Annotated in this window: 27 protein-coding genes, 1 tRNA gene and 1 pseudogene; 16 read left to right on the top strand and 13 right to left on the bottom strand. The window is 64.5% G+C overall.

The annotated features are described in order from the left end of the window. Positions 1-11: 11 nt before the first annotated feature. Together JJB99_RS15810 and yidD are read right to left on the bottom strand one after the other, a co-directional pair. Positions 12-224: a hypothetical protein gene (locus JJB99_RS15810; protein ID WP_200499615.1), complete on the bottom strand. Its 213-nt coding sequence runs from the start codon at positions 222-224 to the stop codon at positions 12-14. 94 nt (positions 225-318) lie between these two features. Continuing rightward, complete coding sequence (gene yidD / locus JJB99_RS15815) at positions 319-657, bottom strand: membrane protein insertion efficiency factor YidD (RefSeq protein WP_200500179.1); 339 nt, start codon at positions 655-657, stop codon at positions 319-321. 242 nt (positions 658-899) lie between these two features. Between yidD and JJB99_RS15820 the strand changes: the two genes are divergently transcribed. Beyond that, entirely contained in the window at positions 900-1805 is a 906-nt protein-coding gene (locus JJB99_RS15820; protein ID WP_200499616.1) for a hypothetical protein, read from the top strand. 119 nt (positions 1806-1924) lie between these two features. Here JJB99_RS15820 and JJB99_RS15825 read toward each other — a convergent pair whose 3' ends face one another. Then, positions 1925-2380: an iron-sulfur cluster assembly scaffold protein gene (locus JJB99_RS15825; RefSeq protein WP_200499617.1), complete on the bottom strand. Its 456-nt coding sequence runs from the start codon at positions 2378-2380 to the stop codon at positions 1925-1927. A gap of 244 nt (positions 2381-2624) precedes the next feature. Here JJB99_RS15825 and folE point away from each other — a divergent pair, with 244 nt between their 5' ends. From folE to JJB99_RS15845, 4 genes are all read left to right on the top strand, one after another. Continuing rightward, positions 2625-3317, top strand: a complete 693-nt coding sequence (gene folE, locus JJB99_RS15830) for a GTP cyclohydrolase I FolE (RefSeq protein WP_200499618.1) — start codon at positions 2625-2627, stop codon at positions 3315-3317. 27 nt (positions 3318-3344) lie between these two features. Continuing rightward, complete coding sequence (hisI, locus tag JJB99_RS15835; protein ID WP_200499619.1) at positions 3345-3764, top strand: phosphoribosyl-AMP cyclohydrolase; 420 nt, start codon at positions 3345-3347, stop codon at positions 3762-3764. A gap of 110 nt (positions 3765-3874) precedes the next feature. Further along, complete coding sequence (locus tag JJB99_RS15840; RefSeq protein ID WP_200500180.1) at positions 3875-4936, top strand: lytic transglycosylase domain-containing protein; 1062 nt, start codon at positions 3875-3877, stop codon at positions 4934-4936. 159 nt (positions 4937-5095) lie between these two features. Beyond that, entirely contained in the window at positions 5096-6271 is a 1176-nt protein-coding gene (locus JJB99_RS15845) for a DUF2336 domain-containing protein (protein WP_200499620.1), read from the top strand. A gap of 128 nt (positions 6272-6399) precedes the next feature. On the opposite strand, the gene JJB99_RS15850 is transcribed toward JJB99_RS15845, so the two are convergent. From JJB99_RS15850 to JJB99_RS15860, 3 genes are all read right to left on the bottom strand, one after another. Then, on the bottom strand, positions 6400-6978 hold the full coding sequence (locus tag JJB99_RS15850; protein WP_200499621.1) for an Hpt domain-containing protein: 579 nt from the start codon (positions 6976-6978) through the stop codon (positions 6400-6402). A gap of 28 nt (positions 6979-7006) precedes the next feature. After that, a complete protein-coding gene (locus JJB99_RS15855; protein ID WP_008549760.1) occupies positions 7007-7552 on the bottom strand; it encodes a response regulator in 546 nt (181 codons plus the stop codon). Between the two features lie 97 nt (positions 7553-7649). Then, the gene (locus JJB99_RS15860; protein WP_200499622.1) at positions 7650-8429 is read right to left on the bottom strand and encodes an NAD kinase; all 780 of its coding nucleotides are present in this window, start codon (positions 8427-8429) and stop codon (positions 7650-7652) included. A gap of 250 nt (positions 8430-8679) precedes the next feature. On the opposite strand from JJB99_RS15860, the gene JJB99_RS15865 reads away from it, so the two are divergent. After that, a complete protein-coding gene (locus JJB99_RS15865; RefSeq protein ID WP_200499623.1) occupies positions 8680-10248 on the top strand; it encodes a S10 family peptidase in 1569 nt (522 codons plus the stop codon). On the opposite strand, the gene JJB99_RS15870 is transcribed toward JJB99_RS15865, so the two are convergent. Together JJB99_RS15870 and JJB99_RS15875 are read right to left on the bottom strand one after the other, a co-directional pair. Beyond that, complete coding sequence (locus JJB99_RS15870; protein ID WP_200499624.1) at positions 10238-11623, bottom strand: serine hydrolase domain-containing protein; 1386 nt, start codon at positions 11621-11623, stop codon at positions 10238-10240. The two genes, JJB99_RS15865 and JJB99_RS15870, sit on opposite strands and share 11 nt — an antisense overlap. A gap of 105 nt (positions 11624-11728) precedes the next feature. Beyond that, positions 11729-12271 (bottom strand): tetratricopeptide repeat protein, encoded by a 543-nt coding sequence (locus JJB99_RS15875; protein WP_200499625.1) that lies wholly within the window; start codon positions 12269-12271, stop codon positions 11729-11731. Positions 12272-12521: 250 nt separating this feature from the next. Here JJB99_RS15875 and JJB99_RS15880 point away from each other — a divergent pair, with 250 nt between their 5' ends. The 4 genes from JJB99_RS15880 to JJB99_RS15895 all read left to right on the top strand — a co-directional run bounded on the left by JJB99_RS15880 (position 12522) and on the right by JJB99_RS15895 (position 15016). Then, complete coding sequence (locus JJB99_RS15880; RefSeq protein WP_200499626.1) at positions 12522-12878, top strand: His-rich protein BRANT; 357 nt, start codon at positions 12522-12524, stop codon at positions 12876-12878. Positions 12879-13084: 206 nt separating this feature from the next. Beyond that, positions 13085-13507 carry a hypothetical protein gene (locus JJB99_RS15885; protein WP_200499627.1) on the top strand — a complete coding sequence of 141 codons (423 nt, stop codon included), beginning with the start codon at positions 13085-13087 and terminating at the stop codon, positions 13505-13507. 285 nt (positions 13508-13792) lie between these two features. After that, a complete protein-coding gene (locus JJB99_RS15890; protein ID WP_200499628.1) occupies positions 13793-14500 on the top strand; it encodes an outer membrane protein in 708 nt (235 codons plus the stop codon). A 273-nt stretch (positions 14501-14773) separates the two neighbouring features. Next, a complete protein-coding gene (locus tag JJB99_RS15895) occupies positions 14774-15016 on the top strand; it encodes a DUF6719 family protein (protein WP_200499629.1) in 243 nt (80 codons plus the stop codon). A gap of 26 nt (positions 15017-15042) precedes the next feature. Here the strand turns inward: JJB99_RS15895 and JJB99_RS15900 are convergent, their stop codons facing one another. Both JJB99_RS15900 and JJB99_RS15905 read right to left on the bottom strand, forming a co-directional pair. Beyond that, positions 15043-15297 carry a hypothetical protein gene (locus JJB99_RS15900; RefSeq protein ID WP_200499630.1) on the bottom strand — a complete coding sequence of 85 codons (255 nt, stop codon included), beginning with the start codon at positions 15295-15297 and terminating at the stop codon, positions 15043-15045. A gap of 305 nt (positions 15298-15602) precedes the next feature. Then, positions 15603-15980, bottom strand: coding sequence for a hypothetical protein (locus tag JJB99_RS15905; protein WP_200499631.1), 378 nt, complete (start codon positions 15978-15980; stop codon positions 15603-15605). A 113-nt stretch (positions 15981-16093) separates the two neighbouring features. Here JJB99_RS15905 and JJB99_RS15910 point away from each other — a divergent pair, with 113 nt between their 5' ends. The 4 genes and pseudogenes from JJB99_RS15910 to JJB99_RS15925 all read left to right on the top strand — a co-directional run bounded on the left by JJB99_RS15910 (position 16094) and on the right by JJB99_RS15925 (position 18219). Further along, on the top strand, positions 16094-16258 hold the full coding sequence (locus JJB99_RS15910) for a hypothetical protein (protein ID WP_200499632.1): 165 nt from the start codon (positions 16094-16096) through the stop codon (positions 16256-16258). A 25-nt stretch (positions 16259-16283) separates the two neighbouring features. Further along, a pseudogene (locus JJB99_RS36950) lies at positions 16284-16460 on the top strand (methyl-accepting chemotaxis protein); the annotation flags it as partial. A gap of 201 nt (positions 16461-16661) precedes the next feature. Then, positions 16662-17342: a class I SAM-dependent methyltransferase gene (locus JJB99_RS15920; RefSeq protein ID WP_200499633.1), complete on the top strand. Its 681-nt coding sequence runs from the start codon at positions 16662-16664 to the stop codon at positions 17340-17342. 61 nt (positions 17343-17403) lie between these two features. Then, positions 17404-18219, top strand: coding sequence for a methyltransferase domain-containing protein (locus JJB99_RS15925; protein WP_246775262.1), 816 nt, complete (start codon positions 17404-17406; stop codon positions 18217-18219). Between the two features lie 208 nt (positions 18220-18427). On the opposite strand, the gene JJB99_RS15930 is transcribed toward JJB99_RS15925, so the two are convergent. The 3 genes from JJB99_RS15930 to JJB99_RS15940 form a co-directional block, all read right to left on the bottom strand. Next, positions 18428-19189, bottom strand: coding sequence for a TylF/MycF/NovP-related O-methyltransferase (locus tag JJB99_RS15930; protein WP_200499635.1), 762 nt, complete (start codon positions 19187-19189; stop codon positions 18428-18430). Between the two features lie 177 nt (positions 19190-19366). Further along, positions 19367-19441 (bottom strand) — tRNA-Thr (locus JJB99_RS15935). Positions 19442-19605: 164 nt separating this feature from the next. Continuing rightward, the gene (locus tag JJB99_RS15940; RefSeq protein ID WP_200499636.1) at positions 19606-20055 is read right to left on the bottom strand and encodes a hypothetical protein; all 450 of its coding nucleotides are present in this window, start codon (positions 20053-20055) and stop codon (positions 19606-19608) included. Between the two features lie 274 nt (positions 20056-20329). Here JJB99_RS15940 and JJB99_RS15945 point away from each other — a divergent pair, with 274 nt between their 5' ends. Together JJB99_RS15945 and JJB99_RS15950 are read left to right on the top strand one after the other, a co-directional pair. Then, on the top strand, positions 20330-20809 hold the full coding sequence (locus JJB99_RS15945) for a hypothetical protein (RefSeq protein ID WP_200499637.1): 480 nt from the start codon (positions 20330-20332) through the stop codon (positions 20807-20809). A gap of 43 nt (positions 20810-20852) precedes the next feature. Beyond that, positions 20853-21341, top strand: coding sequence for a hypothetical protein (locus JJB99_RS15950; protein WP_200499638.1), 489 nt, complete (start codon positions 20853-20855; stop codon positions 21339-21341). Positions 21342-21382: the final 41 nt, after the last annotated feature.

A 21382-nucleotide genomic window follows, 5' to 3' on the forward strand; every position in this document is an offset into this window, starting at 1 on the left:
CAAACATCGCGCTACCAGTGCACACTCTGGCTCGGCACGATGAAGGCCGTGGTGCTCGGCGGCGTGGCAAAACTCGTCGCCAGATACCAGCCGGAGCCGGCCGCGAGCACCAGCAGGGCGACAATGGCAAGCATGTCGAGGGTTCTGGGATCGTGATGATGCCCGCCGCGACCTGGACGGGGACCGGGCCTGAGGTGAAAACGAGGGCTGATTCTCCAGCGCATTGTTGTTTCCTCCCGTGGGAGCATCACAATAACGCGAGGGCGAAGTTCCGGTTCCGCTCAGGGCAGCGCGATGCGCAAAACACCGCAGCAGAGCTCAGGGAGTGTTGACGCCGCGCCAGCGGCCGTAGCGCCAAGGCAGATACCAACGCGCGCCTTGCGGTGCGGCGAGCGGCACGTTGTCGATGCCTGACGTGCCGAACGGATTGCAGCGGAGCAGGCGCGCCAGCGTCATCCAGCCGCCGGCCCAGAGTCCGAACCGTTCGATCGCTTCGTCGCCGTAGACCGAACAGGTCGGCAGGTGCCGGCAATTGTAGCCGACCAGCGGGGAGAGCGTATGGCGGTAGAGCCAGATCAGCGCACGGCCGAATCGGCGCGGCAGTCGCAGCGCGCCCTCGATGGGACTGGAACAATGCTCGCAGGCTGAATGCTTGATGTGCGGTGTGCCGCAATCGTGGGCGCGATGTTGCACGGTTCCGACGCAGGGAACATTAAGCTGTTGTTTTCGCGCCATATTTTGCGTGCTTTTTGGGAGCAGTGCAGCAAGTACCTGTGGACGAGCTGTATTCCCCCGGATACCATTTTTATGACACTCGTGAAAACATACACCCGTATGATGGACTCATCGAGCGCGAAGCGGGGATAATCGCGCCAATGGGCTTGGGGGAAGGGATCGGTTTGAAACTTCTGAAGTCGCTCAATCTTCGCGGCTGGTTGCTGGTGGGAACCGCCGCTTGCGGTGTCGTGCTGGCTGGCGCTGCCGCGACATTCGGCTCGTCCGCGCGAGCCGGCGCCGCGCTCGAAGAGCGCAAGCTGCCGATGAAGTTCAGTTGGGTCGCTTGCGAGCCGAACTGCCGCGGCTGGGTCAGCGCTGTCGGCATCATCACCGCAGATACGCCTAAAGATTTCGAGGAGTTTGCTCGCGGACGCCAGCTCGGCGGCGCCACCGTGGTGCTCGATTCCAGCGGCGGCTCCGTCAACGATGCGATCACGCTCGGCCGGCGCTTCCGCAATCTCGGACTTCTGACCACGGTCGGAATCAGCCTTCAGAGCCGCGGCGGGCAGTCGGCGCGTCCGGCGGTCGCGCCCGAGGCTTACTGCGAATCGATGTGCGTGTTCCTGCTGCTGGCCGGCAAGAAGCGCTACGTGCCGGAAGCTGCCCATGTCCGTGTTCATCAGATCTGGATGGGCGACCGCGCCGACGATGCCAAGGCGGCGAGCTACAGCGCGCAGGACCTGATGATCGTGGAACGCGACATCGGCCGGCTTGCCAAATACACTTTCGACATGGGCGGTGCCGGCGATCTGCTCTCGCTCGCGCTCAACGTGCCGCCGTGGGAAGATCTGCACGAGCTCGACGCCGGCGAGCTCAAGCTCACCAATCTCGTGACGACCGATCTCGTCGCCGACGTGCTGCCGCATGTGGACGTCTCGGCGCCGGCCATGGCGGAATTGGCACCGAAGACGCAGGCGAGGTTCGGCGCCGGATCGGAGCAGCCGCAGTCCGCCAAGTCGACCAAGACGGCGGAAGCGCTGGCGCCGACCGGCGGCGTGGCCGTGCCGGCTACGGCGGCGCAGAAGTAAGCGAAACCTTTTGGCAGTCATTCCGGGGCGCGCGTTTGCGCGAACCCGGAATCTCGCGCTGCAAGCTTTCGAGTCCGGTTCGTCGCCCCGCGACGCCCCGGAATGACGTCGATCTGGAATCAGCCCTGCGCCGCAGCCGGCTGCTTGGCCTTGGCCTCGATCTGGCCGATGGCATCGACCACGGCGTCGAAGGTCAGGAGCGTCGAGGCATGCCGCGCCTTGTAGTCGCGGACCGGCTCGAGGAACTTGATCTCTTCCCATTTGCCTTCAGGAGGCGCGCCATTCTCCTTCAGCATCTTGCGAACGGTTTCGCGTAACGCACGGAGTTCGCTCGCAGTCGAGCCGACGACGTGACTTGCCATGATGGATGAAGAGGCCTGGCCCAGCGCGCAGGCCTTCACGTCATGCGCAAAGTCGGTGACGGTGTCGCCCTCCATCTTGAGATCGACCTTCACGGTCGAGCCGCACAATTTGGAGTGGGCGGTGGCGGTGGCGTCGGCGTCCGGTAGCCGTCCGAGGCGCGGAATATTCCCGGCCAGCTCGATGATCCGCTTGTTATAGATGTCGTTCAGCATGTGATGGAGTCCAACACTTCCGGGCCGGATCGGCCTTGGCGAGCGCCGTCCAGGGCCCTATATAGGGTCGGAACTGGTGGAAAAACAGTCCAGCGGTGCGCCGGTTGCGATCCAGATCTGCGCTATCGGGGCGTTGTGACTAAAGGGCCTTTTCGCCAAGATTTGTTTTCTTCAGGCGTCCGGCGGCTTGCCGCCCCGTCTGCCGGTGACACTCCGGCCGTTGAGGCCGTCGAACGGAGAAGATATGGACGCTGCAATCAAATCCATCCGCCCCAACAAGCCCACCGACCGGCAGCCCGAGAGCCGTCCGGCCGAGCTTGATCCTGCCGAATTCCTCGCAGTCGCCGTCCGCGCCGATCAGCCGCGCCCCGTGCGCGCCGAGGCGGAAGCCGCGGTCAAGACGCTGCTCGCCTATATCGGCGAGAACACCGAGCGCGAGGGCCTGCTCGACACGCCGCGCCGCGTGGTCGAAGCCTTCGACGAGCTCTATCAGGGCTATCACCAGTGCCCGGCCGAGGTGCTCGACCGCACCTTCGGCGAGACCGCCGGCTACGACGACTTCGTGCTGGTGCGCGACATCGAGTTCACCTCGCAATGCGAGCATCACATGATGCCGTTCTACGGCAAGGCGCACATCGCCTATACGCCGGTGGAGCGCGTGGTCGGCCTATCCAAGCTCGCGCGCCTCACCGACATCTTCGCCCGCAGGCTCCAGACCCAGGAGCATTTGACTGCGCAGATCGCAGCCGCCATCGATGAGATCCTGAAACCCCGCGGCGTTGCCGTGCTGATCGAGGCCGAGCATACCTGCATGTCGGTGCGCGGCGTCGCCAAGCATGGCGCCTCCACCTTCACCAGCCGCTTCACCGGCATGTTCCGCGACAATCCGGCGGAGCAGGCCCGTTTCCTGTCCCTGGTGCGAGGCCTGCAGCGCTGACCTCGCGAGTTAACCGGCGAGGTCCCTTTGTCCACTCACTCCCATGAGATCGAGGAAGGTCTTGTCTTCCTTCCCAAGTTCGACGCCGCGGGCCTCGTGACCGTCGTCGCGACCGACGTCGCCAGCGGCGACGTGCTGATGGTCGCCCACATGAATGACGAGGCGCTACGCAAGACGATCGCGACCGGCGAAGCCTGGTACTTCAGCCGCTCGCGCAATGCCTTGTGGCGAAAAGGTGAGACCTCAGGTCAGACCCAGCGCGTCATCGAGATCCGCACCGATTGCGATCAGGATGCAGTCTGGATTCGGGTCGAGCAGATCGGCGCGGCCTGCCACACCGGGCGGCGGTCGTGCTTCTACCGCAAGGTCGAAGCCGAGGGCGGTGGCGCCAGGCTTGTGTTCGTCGATGCCGAACGGCTGTTCGATCCGGACGCGGTGTATGAGTAAGCCTTCGTTATTCCGGGTTCGGCTCTTCGAGCCCCCCGGAATGACGGAAGCTGCCAAATTAACCCCGCATTAACCATACCTGTCCCACGGTGAGACGACAGGGCGCCGAATTGCCGGCGCCGCTCAACGCCGCGCGGGGCGGGGCCTTCAGCATGTCGGTCGACAATTCCAGTGCCTCTCAGACGGCGGGTCTCGATCCGTCGCGGGCACGCGTCGCCGGTGCAATCAAGCAGGTCTCCAGCCGCACCGGTGTCAGCTTCCAGTACATGCTGACCACCGCCAAGATGGAATCGGATTTCGATCCGAGCGCGGGGGCCACGACGTCATCTGCGCACGGGCTCTTCCAGTTCATCGACCAGACCTGGCTCGGCACCGTGAAGGAGGCGGGGGCCCAGCTCGGCTACGGCAACTATGCCGACGCGATCACCAAGACGTCCTCCGGCAGCTACACCGTCGACGATCCCTTCATGAAGCGCTCGATCATGAAGTTGCGCGACGATCCGGAAGCCGCCTCCAGCATGGCCGCGGCGCTGACGCAGTCGAACAGCTTCAAGCTCACCGGTCTGCTCGGCCGCAGGCCGAGCGACAGCGAACTCTACATGGCCCATTTCATGGGCGTCGGCGGCGCGGCGAAACTGATTGCCAATGCCGAGGACAATCCGCAGGCCGTCGGCGCGCGGCTGTTTCCCAATGCGGCATCCGCCAACCGCTCGATCTTCTATGCCAAAGATGGCCGCGCCCGCAGCGTCTCCGAGGTCTATTCGGTGCTGGATGCCCGCTATGCCAGCGCAGCGAACTCGAAGGTCACCCGTACCGCGATGGCGATGTATGGCGATACGCCCTCGGCCACGCAGGTCGCAAGCGCAAATGGCGTGCAGCCGACCGCGCCTCTCATCGATAATGCCGCCTATCTCCAGACTTTCCCGGATTCGCGCGGCGTGACGCCGGTGAGCACGACGTCCTCAGCGACGGCTGCGGACAACGCGCCGGTCACCCCCGCATTTCGTTCGATCTATCAGCCCGGCGACACCACGCAGCCGGTCTCGACCACGGTGCAGACATTGTGGGGCAACAACGCCTCGCTCACCTCGGTCGCCTCGACCGCGCCCGACGTGCGTGCGCCGCAGCCGCTCGATCTCTTCAGTGATCGCAGCGGCACGTTCTCGAGCTGACATCTGCTCGCGCGTTGCGGCGCAGCTTTGTTCCCTTAACAAAACGTCAATGAAACCAGCCGGTTATGGTGAACGCTTTGTTAAGCGTCGTGGTTTATTTTGTGTTGCAGGTGACGGGCCGTCACCATTTTCGTCTTCGTTGCGTAAGCCGGAAGCAGCATGATCGTTCGGCAGTTCATCAATTGGATCAGGACGGCGCCCGCCGGCGAGCGGGCCGAGGCAACACGGGCATTGGCCCGGGCCTGGCTGATCTCAGACCTTTCGACAGACAACCGCATTGCCGCCGAAGGCGCGCTGCTGATGCAGCTCGACGATCCCTCGCCGCTGGTGCGGCAGGCGATGGCCGAGGCGTTTGCGCGCAGCCTCGATGCGCCGGCCGCGATCGTGCGGGCGCTGTCGGCAGACCAGCCGACGGTCGCATTGCCCGTGCTCGAACATTCGCCGCTGCTGATCGACGCTGATCTCGTCGACATCGTCGCAACCGGCAATGACGAGGTGCAATGTGCTGTCGCCCGCCGCACTGCGCTGCCGGTGTCGGTCTGCGCCGCCATCGCCGAAGTCGGCTGCGCGGCGGCCGCGCTGGAGCTGATCGAAAATCCGCACGCCGAGCTCACGCCGTTCTCCTGGCACCGCATCGTCGAGCGCCACGGCCAGCTCGCCGCGATCCGCGAGGCGATGCTGGTGCTGGACGATCTGCCGTCGGCAACGCGCGCTGCTTTGGTGGCAAAGCTTTCGGAAACTCTGGCGCAATTCGTCGTGGCGCGAAATTGGCTGAGCGCCGATCGCGCCGAGCGCATCGCCACCGAGGCGCGCGATCGCTCCACCATGCACATCGCGGCGCGCTCGCGCGGCGAGGACATGGCGGGCCTGGTACATCATTTGCGCGTCACCGGCCAGCTCACTGCGGGGCTGATCCTGCGCGCGTTGCTGTCGAGCAATCTCGATCTGTTCGACGCATCGCTCGCCGAGCTCGCCGATCTGCCGCTGGCGCGCGTCTCGGCGCTGCTGCACGATCGCGGCGGCAACAGCCTGCATGCGCTGCTTCGCCGCGCCGGGCTGCCCGAGGCGACGTTCGCCGCGTTCCAGGTCGCGCTCGATGCCTGCCACGAGCAGGGCTTTGTCGGCAGCGACGACGGGGCCGCCCGGCTGCGCCGCCGCATGGTCGAGCGCGTGCTCACCCATTGCGAGACCGACCGCGGCGCCGCCGAGCCGCTGATGGTGCTGCTCCGCCGCTTTGCCACGGAGTCGGCGCGCGAAGAGGCGAGGCTGTTCTGCGACGAGCTCGTTGCGGATGACGCGATCGAGCCGGTGTACGAAGATTTGATCGCGGCGTGACGAGATGCCATAGGGTGGGCAAATGCGCATAGCGCCGTGCCCACCATCTCTCCGCAAAGTTGGCGTTGATTGATCGGTGGGCACGCTTCGCTTTGCCCACCCTACGATATCTTGCGAACCGCGAGAACCTACTCCGTCGGCACGATGCTCGGCGCGAGGATCGCCTCGAGATGCTCGGGGCGGTCGCGGTTGACGTGGGCGAGATAGTCGTCGGCGACCTTGCGCAGACGGCGGCTGAGCTCGGCGGAGACGCTGATGCGGTCGAGCTGGGTGTTCTCGTGCACGATGGCGAGGATGGCGTTGATGTGGTGCGTGAACAGCTCGGCCGGCACTCGCTCCAGATCGGGAGCGTGCTCGATGATCCGGCACAGGCTCTCGGCGATTCCCGCAGCTGCCGGATAGCCGAACGTTGCAGCATCGCCCTTGATGTCGTGCGCAGCGCGGAACAGCTCGTCGCGTCGTTCCTTGGTGAAGCCGTCATTGCGAATGGCGACATAGGCGGTCGAGAGACGGTTGACCTCGGTCGTCATCCAGTCCTTGAACTCGCCGGAAAGGCCCGCGAGCGCCTGTTCGGCGCGGCCGATCGGATCGTCCATGTCCTTGTCTTCGACGCGGCGCAGAACTTTGCGCAGCGGATTGGGCTGCGTGATGATCTGATGCGTGGCGAAGGCCGTGACCTCGATGTCCTTTGCGCTGTTCTTCGCCATGATGCCTGCCTCGTCTGAAGACGTTGCGCTAGATGGAGGAGCGGGCCTTATCGAGCAACGAAGGCTGCTGGAGCACCTCGTGCTTTTCGCCGACGCGGCGCTCGGGGCCCATATAGGCGGAGTTGGTGTTGCGGCGCCGGTCCGGACCGAAATAGGTCTTGGTCTTGATGAAAGGCCGGGGATTGGCGACGACGTTGAGGATGCGCTGGTAGAGGCCCTTGGCCGAGATCGGCTTGGCCAGGAATTCGGTGACGCCGGCATCGCGCGCGACCGTGACGCGGCGCTTCTCGGAATGGCCGGTCAGCATGATGATCGGCGCGTAAGGATTGCCCTTCGATTCCGGCTGCCGGATCATCTGCGCGAGCTCGAGCCCATCGAAGATCGGCATCGCCCAGTCGGTGATGACGATATCCGGGACGTAATGGCTGTACATTTCCAGCGCCGTGGCGCCGTCCTCGGCCTCATAGACCTCGCGCGCGCCGAACGAGTGCAGCAGCGTCCGCAGGATGCGGCGCATGTGCGGATTGTCATCGCAGACGAGGAAGCGCAGCTTGTTGAAATCGATGCGGAACATGACGCCTGGGCCAGAGCGGTCAACCTTCATTAACCATATCGCGCCGGGAGTTAATGAAGGGTTGCCGACGGGCCCCGGCCGGCACCGGACAGGGCGCTCAGTAGCCGAACTGTTCGCGCAGAATGCGTTCTTCCAGGCTGTGGCCGGGGTCGAATAGCATGCGCATCGAGATGGATTTGTCGGAGAGCACCTCGACGCGGCGGACCCTGCGTACCTCTTCATGGTCGGCGACGGCCGCGACCGGGCGCTTGTCGTCTTCCAGCACCTCAATCATGACATAGGCCGTGTTAGGCAACAGGGCGCCGCGCCAGCGCCGCGGCCGGAAAGCGCTGATCGGCGTCAGTGCAAGGAGCGCCGCGTTGATCGGCAGGATCGGGCCCTGCGCCGAAAGATTGTAGGCAGTCGAACCTGCCGGCGTCGCCACGATGATGCCGTCGGCGATCAACTCGGGCATGCGCTCGCGCTCGTCGATCAGGATCCGCAGGCGTGCGGCCTGGTAGGTCTGCCGGAACAGGTAGACCTCGTTGATGGCGTGATGCAGGTGCACGCGGTCGTTGCTATCCGTGGCGCGCATCAGGAGCGGGTTGATCTCGGACTCATGCGCCGCCGCGAGTCGCGCGCGGAGGTCGTGGGTCGAGTACTCGTTCATCAAGAAGCCAACCGTGCCGCGGTGCATGCCGTAGATCGGCTTTCCCGTGCGCATGTTGTGGTGCAGCGTCTGGAGCATCAGGCCATCGCCGCCGAGCGCGACCACGACGTCCGCGTCATCAGGGTCGCAATTGCCATAGTCCCTGGTGAGCTGGCTGAAGGCGGTCTGCGCCTCGCTGCTGGGGCTCGCGACGAAGGCGATCCGGTCGTATCGCACTGGCTTGGTCATGGCTTCCGGGCAGGGCCGCTGCTGGAGAAAGTTCCGCCGGGCTCGTCTATACGACCTGGGCCCGCATTGTCGAGGAGGACCGCCTTCAAGGCAAACGGACGATTGGGCATCTTGAGGACAAAACCGGCTCAATTTGAGCTCCGGCCGGCCTCCTCGGCGCCCGCTGGACCGGTGATCCCCCAAACCGTCGCATTTGCTCGCTAGCCTTCGGATGTGCACCGGTCCTCGCGGCCGGGCAGGGAGAACGATCATGGTCACGAGCTTGCCGGCCCTGCGCCGTGCGTTCCTGGTGCTGGCGGTGTCGATCTTCGCGTTCGCTAGCTTTGCGCGCGCAGACGATCCGCCGCAGCCGCGCGCGGAGGCGGCCTCGCCAGCCGGTCAGAAGGGCGGACGCAGCAGCGGCGCGCCAGGCGCCCCGCAGAATGCGGCGTCGGCGCCCGAACTGCATCGTCTCCCGCCGGACTCCAGCACGCAGCAGACGCTGGATCTGCCGGGCCGCACTCTGAGCTTCGCGGCGACTGCCGGTTCGATCCGGGTGTACGACGGCAAGGGCGAGCCGCTGGCCGACATCGCTTACAACTCCTACGAACTCGACGGCGTAGATCGCGCCGCCCGTCCGGTCACGTTCCTGTTCAACGGCGGGCCCGGCGCCTCCTCGGCCTGGCTCCAGTTCGGGGCTGCCGGGCCGTGGCGGCTGCCGCTCCATGGCGAAGCCCTGTCGCCCTCGGCCTCGCCCGAGGTGAAGCCGAACGCGGAGACCTGGCTCGATTTCACCGATCTCGTCTTCATCGATCCCGTCAGCACCGGCTACAGCCGTTTTGTCACGAGCAGCGAGGACGCACGCAAATCGTTCTACTCCGTTGACGGCGACGTCAACACGATCGCGCTGGTGATCCGCCGCTGGCTCGAGAAGCACGACCGGCTGACCTCGCCGAAATACGTCGCTGGCGAGAGCTATGGCGGCATTCGCGGGCCGAAGGTCGTGCGCCAGTTGCAGATCCAGCACGGCGTCGGGGTCAGGGGATTGGTCCTGGTGTCGCCGCTCTTGGACTTCCGCGAGTTCACCGGCACCAGCCTTCTGCAATATGTCGCAACGCTGCCGAGCTATGTGGCGGTGGCGCGCGAAGCCAAGGGGCCTGTCACCCGTGCCGATCTCGCCGACGTCGAGGCTTACGCGCGCGGCGAATTCCTGGCCGACCTCGTCAAGGGCGAGGCGGACAAGGAGGCCACCACCCGGCTCGCCGACAAGGTCGCCGAGCTGACCGGCATCGACCAGGCGGTGAGCCGCCGGCTCGCCGGGCGCCTCGACGTCGGAGAATTCCGCCGTGAGCTTGATCGCAAGAACGGCAAGGTGACGGGACGCTATGATGGCTCGGTGCGCGGCCTCGATCCCTATCCGGACTCGAGCAGCTCCCGGTTCGGCGATCCCTCGGGCGACTCGCTCCAGGCACCGCTGACGAGTGCCGCGGTCGACGTGCTGACGCGCAAGCTGAACTGGCGCCCCGATGGCTCCTATGAAGTCCTGAACGGTGCTGTAGAGGGCCACTGGGATTTCGGCCGCGGCATCAACCCGCCGCAGTCGATTTCGGAGCTGCGCCAGATCCTCGCCACCGACGCGAGGCTGAACGTGCTGGTCGGGCACGGCCTGTTCGATCTCGCCACGCCGTATTTCGGAACGAGGCGGGTGCTCGACCAGCTGCCGGCCTTCGCGAGCCAGCGCGTGAAGTTCGTCGCCTATCCCGGCGGGCACATGTTCTATTCGCGCGACGGCTCGCGGCAGGCATTCCGCAGCGAGGTCGAGGCCCTGATCAGGGAATAGAGCGCCGTTTGCGTGGCGCATATCTGCGTGCGATCTCGCGCGCCACGACGGCTTCCTGCTTGACGTTGGCACCGGCGATCCAGATGTCGCTGACCTTGCCGCGCTTGTCGCGGACGCGGCGGACCGACTCGCCGTGGCTGGAATGGCCGGCGGCCCAGGCGAGCTTGCCGGTGTCGCGGCCGGTGACCTCGATCTCGGCGGCGTCCATGAAAGGGTTGTTGAGCTGCGGATTGGCGACGAGGACGCGGTTGCCCGCCGGTACCAGGTCGGTCGCACCCCAGATCGTCCACCAGCGGCCGGTCCAGTCCCGCACGCGCCGGTCGGGCGCGCCGCGCGAGTGGAAGACGCGCAGGATCTGCATCGCGCCGTCCATCCAGAACGGCGCGGCGCCGTCGATTGAGTTGCTGAGGATGCTGATCGCGAGCTCGCAAGAGGGGATCGAGCAGGTCCGCGAGATGTAGCCCTGGAAGTGGCCGCCATGACCGAACCAGTCCCAGCCGTCGAGCTTGCCGATGCCGATGCCCAGGCCGTAATAGCCCTCGAAACTCTGCGGGATCCGCCAATGATGCCGAGTCATCTCGCGGCGGCTTGCGGCTGACAGTACGCTCTTTTTCGTACTGGGCGTGAGCTGTGCGAAGAAGCGCGCGGTATCGGCGGCGGTCGCAGCGAAGCCTGTGGCCGATGCCATCGCGTTTGTAGGGTTGTCGCCGGGGATGACGCATCGCTCGCCCAGTGGCACTCTTCGCGTGTGGCCGCGCGCGAACGGGGCCTCTTTGGGAAACGGCGCGTCTGGCTCCGTCTCGCGCAGACCGGCGGCCTCGATGATCTCGCGCTTGATCCACGCCGTGTAGGGCTCCTTCGCCACGGCTTCGATGGCGAGGCCGAGCAGGCCAAAACCGTGATTGGAATATTTGAAGCGTGTGCCGGGCTCGATCGCAGTCGGCAGCTTCAGCTCCGCGAGCAGTTCCTTCGCACTGAGATACGGACGGCGATCGATGAACTGCCCGGAATCGGCGCCGTCGCGCGTCAGCCCCGCGGTGTGCGAGAGCAGCTGCGCGATGGTCGTTTCAGCCACGCGCGGATGCAGGCCGCCGACATATTGGCCGACCGGATCGTCGAGCCGTAGCTTGCGCAGCTCGCGCAGCTTCATGATGCCGGCCGAGGTAAAGCTCTTGGAGTGCGAGGCGATGCGGAAACGGTGGCGCGGGGTCAGCTTCTCGCCGGTGTCGAGATTGGCAAGGCCGAACGCATGCTCGGCGACGACCTCGCCGCGATGGACGAAAGCGACGACGACGCCCGGCTGCTGAATTGTCCTGTGTTGGAATTCGATCCATGAGCCGATGTAGTCGATCGCGGATCGCAGCCACCTATCCATTGCGCACCATATGTGGGGAGGATTCGTGCGCGAAGGCTAGCCGAGAAAACAGAACCGGCACAACCCTGAGGTTGTGCCGGTTCGTGCCGTTCGAAACGAGATGTCTTAGTAGACCAGCGTCGCGCCGGTCGGCTTGTCGAGCGCGGCGGCAAGCGAGCGATACTCGGAGCTGTCGGTGCCGGCGAGCGAAGCGATCTTGCTCAGGTGATACTGCGCCTGCTCGCGGTTGCCCTGCTCGAGCTGCCAGAGGCCGTAATACTGCCAGGTGCGGACGTGGTTCGGATCGTCCTTCAGCGCCAGCTCGTAATAGACCTTGGACGATTGGTAGTCGCCGAGCTTGCGATAGGAATAGCCGATCAGATTGGCGACGTCGGCGACGTCGTCGCGCTGGAGCGACTTCAGCTGGCTGATCGCGCCGGTGTAGTCGTGGTTGTCATAGATCGTGGTGTAGGCGGTGCGATAGGCGGCGAGGAATTTGGGATCGCTGACGGAGGAGCTCTTCTTCTTGCCCTTCTTGGTCGAGGAGTCCGATTTCGGCGGCGAGGAGGGCTCGTCACTTCCGGCGGCGTAAGCGCTGGTCAGCGCCGGCGCGACCGCCAGCGACATGGCGACGAGTCCCGGCACAACAAGCATTGAGAGTTTGCGCATCAAAATTCTCCGGTATGGAACGTGGCGATCCTACACGATTGCCCGAAGACCGGAACACCCGGCGGGTAAAAACATTCCCGCCGGCCCGGCCTATTCGCCCTGCGAGCACATGACAAAGTTGTCATCCAGATGAACGGAAGCCGGCGATCGGCTTCAGATTGGGTTCAGTGCGCGACGCCTAGGCTCCACCTACGATCAAAGGGTAGGCGAGAGGGCGCCGCCTCAAGATCCTTCAAAGAGGAGACCAACCATGTTGAAGACCATTTCTGCAGCCTTGCTCGCAGCTTCCGTGGTCGCAGCCCCGGCCTTCGCGGCTGAGGCCGGCAAGACCACCACGACCGCGCCGGTGATCAAGGCGGACCAGACCAAGACCAAGGCGTCGACCACCGCCGCGAAACCCGAGACGGGCATCAAGGCCGACACGAAGGCGGCCGACGTCAAGGCCGACACCAAGTCGAAGGCGATGAATGCGAATGCCGCGGTTACGCCCGACGAGCACAAGACCGTGCGCAAGCATCGCCATCACCACAAGCATCTGTCGGCCAAGAAGTCGCTGAAGGCGCAGCCGGACGTGACCAAGCCGATGGCCACCGAGAAGCACAGCTAACGACTGAATCCCGCGCGGCGGCATCCCTGGCATTGCCCTGCCGCCGCGTGCGGAATTCAGGCCCGGTCCGTTCGTCAGACCTCGTGCGCAAGCACGGGATGCTGGGGGCGGGCCGGTGCGCTGTCTGGGCTGCGAAGCGAATTCCCTTTGCGCAACCTTGGAGCTAGAACGTCTTCCGAGTCTGACTGGCCGGAGAATGTGGTCCCTTGGGGCGATTGACGAAACGTGCGGCGATCCTCGTGCTGCCGCTGGCGCTCGCGGCCTGTTTCGGCAGCGAGGGTGACCGCCCAACGCTGATGGACGGGACCCAGGCCGGAGGGCCGCAGCCCTTTCCCGACAATTTCCGCAGCGACACGCTGGCCCTGATGCGCACCTATCTCAACAACCCGGTGGGCGTGCGCGAGGCCAGCATGGCCGAGCCAGTGCAGCGCGAGGTTGGCGGCCGGCAGTTTTATATCAGCTGTCTGCATTTCACCCCGCGCGAGACCGATGGCAGCTACAAGGCCATGCGCGAGCGCGCGGTGATCTTCGTCAACGGCCGGGCGGACCGCGTCGTCGACCGCACCAGCGACCTCTGCGCCGGTGCGGTTTACGCACCGTTTCCGGAACTGGAAAAGATGACGCGGTAGCGCAAAGCCCGCCTTCATCGGTGCCTGCTAGAACGAAGCTGCCGGAGCCGCTGGATCACATTTTGGCGAGCTTTGAACGGGGTGGTTTTCTCTTGTGACAAATCGGCACGGCAAGCTTCGCGTCGAGGACGAAATCTGTCGATGCAGGGGGCGCGACGGAACAAAATCACGTTGTTGCCGCTCCGTCACAGTAACGAACGATCAACGTTCCGGCATCGTCGCGAAGCAACCCCATTCACGCCACGTTGTTTCCTGAGTGTCGCAAATGAAAGAACGGGGATGACCATGAAGACGACTTTGCTGGGCGCTGCCGCCCTGCTTGCGCTGGTCGGGCCGGCTGCAGCAGCCGACATGCAGCCGCGCACCTATACCAAGGTTCCGGCCTATACACCGCCGCAGGTGATCTACAACTGGACCGGTTTCTATATCGGCGGCCATGTCGGCGGCGCGTTTGCCGGCGACAGCAGCTTCCAGTCGAGCGACGCCCGCTTCCTGGGCGGCGTGCAAGGCGGCTTCGACTACCAGTTCGCGCCCAACTGGGTGGTGGGCATCGAGGCCCAGTATTCGTGGCTGCCGACCAACAATAACGGCGTCACGTTCCCGCTGGGGACGCAGGTGACGTCCAACACCGACCAGCTCGGCTCGGTGACCGGCCGCATCGGCTACACCTGGGGGCCGACGCTGCTCTACGCCAAGGGCGGTTACGCCTGGCGCAATGGCGGCCTCGGCGTCAACGTCGCCGGCGTGCCGCAGACCTTCACCGCGACCGGCAACAACAAGGACGGCTACACCGTCGGCGCCGGCCTCGAATATATGTTCGCGCCGAACTGGTCGGCCAAGGCCGAGTACCAGTACTACAACTTTGGCAACACCACCTTCACCTCCGGTCCGGCCGACATCGTCGGCGTCCGCGGTCGGGAGGACGAGCATACCGTCAAGGTCGGTGTGAACTACCGCTTCGGCTGGGGCGGTCCGGCAGCCTCGCGCTACTGACCTCCTGCCAGCTCTGATCCAGGATCTGACAAAGGCCGGCTCGCGCCGGCCTTTCGTTTGTAGGCCTTGCGTTTGCCGGCCTCGCATTGCCGGCTGACCGCCGTTTGCTTTGCGTGAACCATCTGGCGCGTCATTTGCTAGCAAACATTCCGGCGCGCGCCTTCTCACGCGCGTCATGGGGCGGGAGTAAAGCAAAAATAATTTTTGCCGCTTACGGAACTCGCGCTCCGGGGCGCGTTATATGAGAATTACCGGGCTGGTGGGACGACGGACATGCGTATCTTTGTGTCGGCAGTGATGCTCTCGTGCTTCACCTGCCTGCCGTGCTCTGCACAGACAATCCTCAAATCCGAGCCTCTGATGCTGGCACCGTATGAGGTGGCCTTCGTCAAGGACGCCACCTGCCCGTCGGGCAAGGTGCTGAAGGTGACAGGCGCGATCCGCGGACTGCATCGGCGCAAGGCCTGCGTGGCCCTGGCGGGCGAGCAGGCGTCGCTCGCGACCGCGACCCCCTGAGATCTTCCGGCTCACGCGGGCCGGTCTTACGAATTCAGCTCTAGCTCCAGCCTGGACTGCCGGTCGGCCTCGGCCTTGTTTTTGGCGGGGTCCTCGCCTCGGGCTGCCCGGCACGGTTTGATCTCGTAGTCATTGTCGAGCACCCGCCGCGGGCCATGGCGCTCGTCATCGGCACTGATGTCGACGACGAGGCCGCTCCGCTGCGCGATCTTCCAGACGTCGGACTCGCTCGGATAGGCCTTGCTGATCTGGGCGTCGTTGCAGAACAGGGCGTAGGGCATTCTTCCCGCTCCCGGAAAACGCATCAACGACTTGACGCGGCGAGGGGTTCCGAGTCGATCACGGGGCCGTGATCGATGGGCGAGGGCCGCCGGGCCCTGAGTCCTTAACGAGTCCTGAATCCCCAAAAAAAGAAACCCTGGGACTCATTTGCCGGAATCAGCGGATGTTTCCGGCCATGACGACCGACCTCAAAACCTGCTGCGGGCACATGCTGCTGCCACTAACGCTGGCACTATTGGGCGCCTGTGCGGCCAATCTCTGGTTGGTGTGGTCTTGGCTGTAGGCGTCTGACCGGCCGCCGGCCTTACTCTTCGGCCGACGGGCGGAGGGAGGGGTCGCGGATCGCGGCGCGCAATTTGGTCAGGGTCGCCGCGCAATATTCCTCGCGCTCGCGCTCGAACCGCTCCTGATGCTTGCGGAAGTTGGCGATGCGAGCCTGCATCTCGGTGCGGAAATCGCCGGTCATCCGAGGCGTGGTGAGCTGGATGGCTGGCGGCTGTGGCGCGGGCTCGGCGGGCGGCGGTGCGGCCTCGACCGGGACAGGCTGGACGGTGACGGTCTCCCTTGTGAACGTGAACGCAGCCGAATCCGGCGGCAGGAGGTCATCCTTCCTGCCGGTCACCGATTGGACGAAGGCCAGTGTCTGCGCGATCAGTGCGTCGCGTTCCCTGATCCACTTCATGATCCACCTCAGCCGTGCCCATTCCAGCAAAGCGGCCGCGCCGAATCAAGATCGTTTACGGGGATTTGCTTATTCGGGTTGCATATTTTTCCCGATCGCCCGACAGTGGGCGGATGGATGCCGGAAAAGAACGCTCGATCGAGGCGGAGGGCTTGAGGCTCATCCGCGCGTTCCTGTCACTGCCGCCCGACAAGCGGGCAGAGGTCATCGCGTTCGTCGAGGAATTGGTGCGTGCCCAGGACCGGCCCGAGGAAGGCTCGGAGGCCTCGCCAAGGTGAGCCTTGGCCTATTTGCTTGTGCATGATCGAGCGGCTGTCTGAAGTATCTTCGACCATTGCTGCGGCCGTCGAGGAGCAGGGCGCCGCCACCCAGGAGATTTCGCGCAATGTTCAGCAGGCCGCGCACGGCACCCAGCAGGTCTCCTCGAACATCACGGACGTGCAGCGCGGCGGAACGCGGCTTGCTACAGCAGAAATGCAAGCGCGACGACGAACAGCACGGCCGTCATGATGATGGCGGTGGCCGCACCGGCGACGATCCTGGCCTTCTGTCTGGCGGTGGTTGGGTGCATGGGGTCTGAACGGGGCCGATGAGGTGAGCGGGTTCGCTCGACAATTTCGGACAAGATGCTTTCGCTGTATAGTCCGGTTGCGCCTGAATTCCGGATAGCGTCCCGCCCCGATGATCGCCGATCGTCCTCCCGTGCTCGCTCATGAGCGGTTCGTCGCCGACCGCGACAATTTTGCGGGCCTCGATCTCGCCGCGCGGTTCGCGCGGATCGAGAAGACGAACCTTTGGGGCGCGGCGAGCTCAGTGTCCGGCCTCGGCTCGGAGGGCCTCGCCACCGCTGCGATCCGGGACGCGCTTCCGCCATTGCTGCAACGGCTCGGCGCGCGCTCGCTGCTCGATGCGCCCTGCGGCGATGCGGGCTGGATCGACCGCATGAAGCTCGATCTCGACTACACCGGCGTCGACATCGTGCCGTCGCTGATCCGGGCGAACAACCAGCGCGTGGCGCGAGGCGAATTGATTGGGCGGTTTTTCGTGGCCGACATCACGCGCGATCCGCTGCCGCACGCGGATGTCATTCTGTGCCGGGATTGCCTGGTTCACTTGAGCTTCGACAACATCGCGCGCGCGGCCGCGAACTTTCGTGCCAGCGGCGCGCGCTTCCTGCTGGCCACGACCTTTCCCGAATGGGATGCAAATCGCGATTGCGAGGACGGCGACTGGCGCGCGCTGAACATGGAGAAAGCGCCGTTCAACTGGCCGGCGCCGCGCGAACTGATCAACGAACGCTGCGAGGAGGGTGGTGGCGGCTGGCGCGACAAGAGCCTCGGGCTGTGGCGGCTCGCCGAATGAGGGCAGGCTGAGCGACCAACGCGGGTTGCGGCGAGGAGGCCTCGTCTATACGTTGCGCCCCATGGATTGGCGACTCAAGGCATTGGCATTTCGCGCCCTCGAACTTCCGGGAGGGAGCGCAATCCATTATTGGCTGCAACGCCACGTCACGCGAACATGGCCGAGACCGACAAGGACGCTGGATTCGCTGGCAAACAAGGCGAAGGAGGTCCTAGCCGAGTATGATCGCCATGTCGGCGGCGTGCCGGCATCCTTGCTTGAAGTGGGCGCAGGCCGGGATCTCGCGGTCCCGCTCGCGCTCCGCCGCATGGGCGTGAAGGATGTGACAGCCGTCGACGTCAACCGGATTGCCAGGTTGGATTTGGTCCAGCATGCGGCCGGCCATCTCCTGGCCGGCCAGGTTCCGTTCGGCTCGTGGGAGGAATTGCAAAAATTCGGCGTACGATACAGGGCGCCGCATTACGTCACGCGAGATGACGAGCAGGTCGACTGCTCCTGCTCGAACGAGGTGCTGGAGCACGTTCCGCCGGATCAGCTGCTCGAATTGCTGCGGGCGTTGCGTGCCGTCACCAGGCGTTTGACAGTCCACTCGATCGATTACAGCGATCACTATGCGCGGTCCGACAAGTCGGTCTCCCGCCTGAACTTCCTTCGCTACTCAGATGCGGAATGGAAGCCGTTCAACAGTGGCAAGCAGTATGTCAATCGGCTTCGGCACAGCGACTACGTGCGGATGTTTCGCGACGCCGGCTTCACCATTGTCGAGGAGAGTTGCGTGCCCGGCGAGCCCGCGCCGGAATTGAAGGTCGCAAGCCAGTTCGAGAGCTATGCCTCCGATGATCTCTTCGCCGTCCGCGGACGCATCGTCGCCATGTAGGCTGGATTCCATTCTTCTTGGCTTCCAGGCATGGGCTAGCGGATCGGGCCCCGGCCTTCTCCGCGCCGGCACTGGCGCAGCAGGACGGTGCCGCGTTCTACGCAATGCACTGCGCGCAATGCCACGATGGCGGCAATGCCCAAAGCCGTGCCAGTCTGGTGCAATCGTCAAGAGGGCATTTTTTGCTGGTTGGAGCGCCTCTGACCCGTCAGTCGGTCATCTTGATGGCGCTGCGCCCGGTATAATCCGTGCGGTGAAGCATCAGCGGAATCTTGTTTTCCGAAAGGTATTCGTCGACCGCCTTCTTGCAGCCAGACCATGCGCCATAGTCGTCGATCAAGAGCACGCCGCCCTTTACCAGGCGTGGAAACAGGATTTCGAGCTCAGCCTTTGTCGAGGCGTACCAGTCGGTGTCGAGCCGAAGAACCGCGATTTTGTCCGGAACATGCTGGCCCAACGTCTCGACGACGTCGCCTTGAACGAAGGTGATGCGATCCTCGGGATAGCCGGTCGAGAGCATGTTTTTGCGAACCTCGGACAGAGGAGCATAACACCAGTCGTTCCGTCCATCGTTCTTGTGTTTGGACCAGAGGCGCACGGCGTTGTTGCCGTCCCAGGGGGATTGGTCCTCGGCGCCGGGCTTAGCCATGCCGGCGAACGTGTCGTAGAGCCATATCCGTCGCGACGCATCGGCGTGCGACAGCAATGTCAAGGCGCCCAGCATTGACACTCCACCGCGCCAAACGCCGCACTCGACGATATCTCCAGACACGCCGTGCTCCGACACGTACCTGATCGCTTGAAAATGGGCGTAAAGGCGCTCGCGCGAGACCATCGTATAGGGCGCGCAGGCCGCCGCATGAGAGCGGAACTCAGGTTCCAGGAACGGTGTGTCCTGGCGAGCAATATCGAGGCCAAATTGGTCGAGCACCTTGCGAGCGAAACGCGCTAGATTTGCGGGTTGAAGCATTGCGACCTCTGGTTAGCTTTTCGAGGTCCTATCGCCGCAATATCGAAATGTAAATCTCCCTGTTAAGTCGCTCCAATTCGGGAACGTCTCGTCGGGACATGTTCAAGGATCGCGCCGCTCGCGATTTCGACGCCGGGCAGCCAAAATCGTAAAGGTGAATAAAACAAGAAGCTGCGCTGGTGCCGGCTGAGGGGATTGAACCCCCGACCTTCGGTTTACAAAACCGCTGCTCTACCGCTGAGCTAAGCCGGCGACGCCAACGTGCGGGGCAGGGCTCGGCAATGCGCCGGAGCCGTTCGCCCGCTCGCGCGTCGCATATCAGACTTGGCTGGAAAGTGCCAGAACCGGCGCGACCGGCGCCGGCATGAAAACAGGCGGCCCGAGGGCCGCCTGTTCTGTCGCTTGATCCAGACGGCTTACTGGCAGCGATGCCGGCGGCCGTCTTCACCCTTGAACCAGGCACCGGGCGTGCAGACGAAGCCGTTGCGCTGGGCATAGGTCCGGGTGTCCCAGCCGCGGTTATTCCAGGAGTTGTCATAGGCGTAGGAATTGTCCCAGGCGCGGAACGGTGCGGTCGCGATTGCGCCCGCGGTGCCGATCGCAGCACCGGCGACGTCGCCCGCGACGTCGGCCGGCCAGAAGCCGGTGTGAGTCCTGTTCCAGTCGCCGTTGCTCTGCCGGTAGGCGGCGCGGCGATGGCGATAGCGGCCATCGGTATACGGGTTTCCCGGACCGAGATTCTGGCAGTTGGCGTTCGGGAATTGAGCCGAGCAGCGGCCGGGATTGTTGACCACCGCCTGGGCCATTGCCGGGCCTGCAAGCGTAGTGGCCGCGATGCCGACAGCGCCGAGGAGTTTGATGTTCATGATTGTTGGCTCCCGTTCTGATTGAACGGGAAGCTAAATGCGAGAGACAGAGGACGTTCCGCCAAAACTTGCCGGTCTTCGGTCAAACGCGTGTGAGCACGCAGGGCGGTTCCGGCAGTCGCCGGGTGCCGTTAACGCTTCGCTAGCCTGCGCTGCAGCATTTGAGCGGCGCGCAATCCTTGCACGTTAGGCTTACCGGAATTTGGTGAGTTGGCCTTAACCCTCTCCGCGGCGCGATCGGATAGGTTGTGTTCCGGATAACCGGAACATCCTCATGCGCGCTGTGGCGCTCGCCGCTTTTCTGATCGGACTGCCCGCGACGGCGTTTGCCGGCGGCGGCTTCGACATCGTCGTGCCCGGCCGCCCGGGGGTGCCGATTACCATCAACAATATCGATGCGTCCTACAGCGTCGTCGAGGGTGTCTGGGGCCTCGGCAAGAACGTCCAGGTGCAGCCCACCATCTATGGCGGGCGCTATATCGCCGAGCGGCAGCCCGATGATGTCGGCCATTATTATCCGACACTGGGCCTGCGGCCCGGCTACGGCCGGCTCGAGGTCGAACCGCCCGCGATCCGCAAACTGCCAAGACCCGCCGAGAGCTATCATCAGAGTTGGGGCGCATCGTCCGCACCGCTGCCGCCGCAGATGGACGTGCCCGTCGATCCGCCGCCGGTGATCCTCGCGCCTGAGATCAACGACCATCCGCGGCGTCACCGGCCGCACGCAGAAATCCCCGGCAGACCGCCGGGTTAAGAAGCGACAGATCCAACAAAACGGAAATCAACAGGAGAGAGTAATGCGTCAGATGATTTCGGGCCTGGTCGCGGCGGCTGCCGTGATGTTCGTCGCCACCGCGCCGGCCGCGGCCTGCGGCTTCACCGCCTGCGCGCCCGTCGCCCCGGTCTATTCCGGCTGCAACACCGGCTGCGGTGGTTACGGCTACGGCTACGGCGCCTATGAGCGTCTCGCCGAGCCGACCACGCAGTACTATTACGTCAACCAGGGCCCGACCTATACCGGCCCGGGCGCGTTCGCGCCGTATCCGACCTATCGCGAAGATGCGGTCGTCGCGCCCGCCGATTACGGCTATGGCTATGGCTATCGCGCCGCTGCGGTCGCCTATCCCTATCACCGTCCGTACTACCGTCCGTATCGCTACGGCTACGGCCCGCGCTACGGCTATCTGCCGCGCACGCATTACGGCTACGGTCCGCGCTACGGCTACGCCCGTCGCCCCGCGCCGTATTATTACGGCGGCCATCGCGTGCTGCGCCGCTATTACTGATCTCTGATCGGTTGAGCCATCGAGACGCCTGTCCGCGCGAT

This window comes from Bradyrhizobium diazoefficiens (genome assembly GCF_016616235.1).
Taxonomy (GTDB): domain Bacteria; phylum Pseudomonadota; class Alphaproteobacteria; order Rhizobiales; family Xanthobacteraceae; genus Bradyrhizobium; species Bradyrhizobium diazoefficiens_H.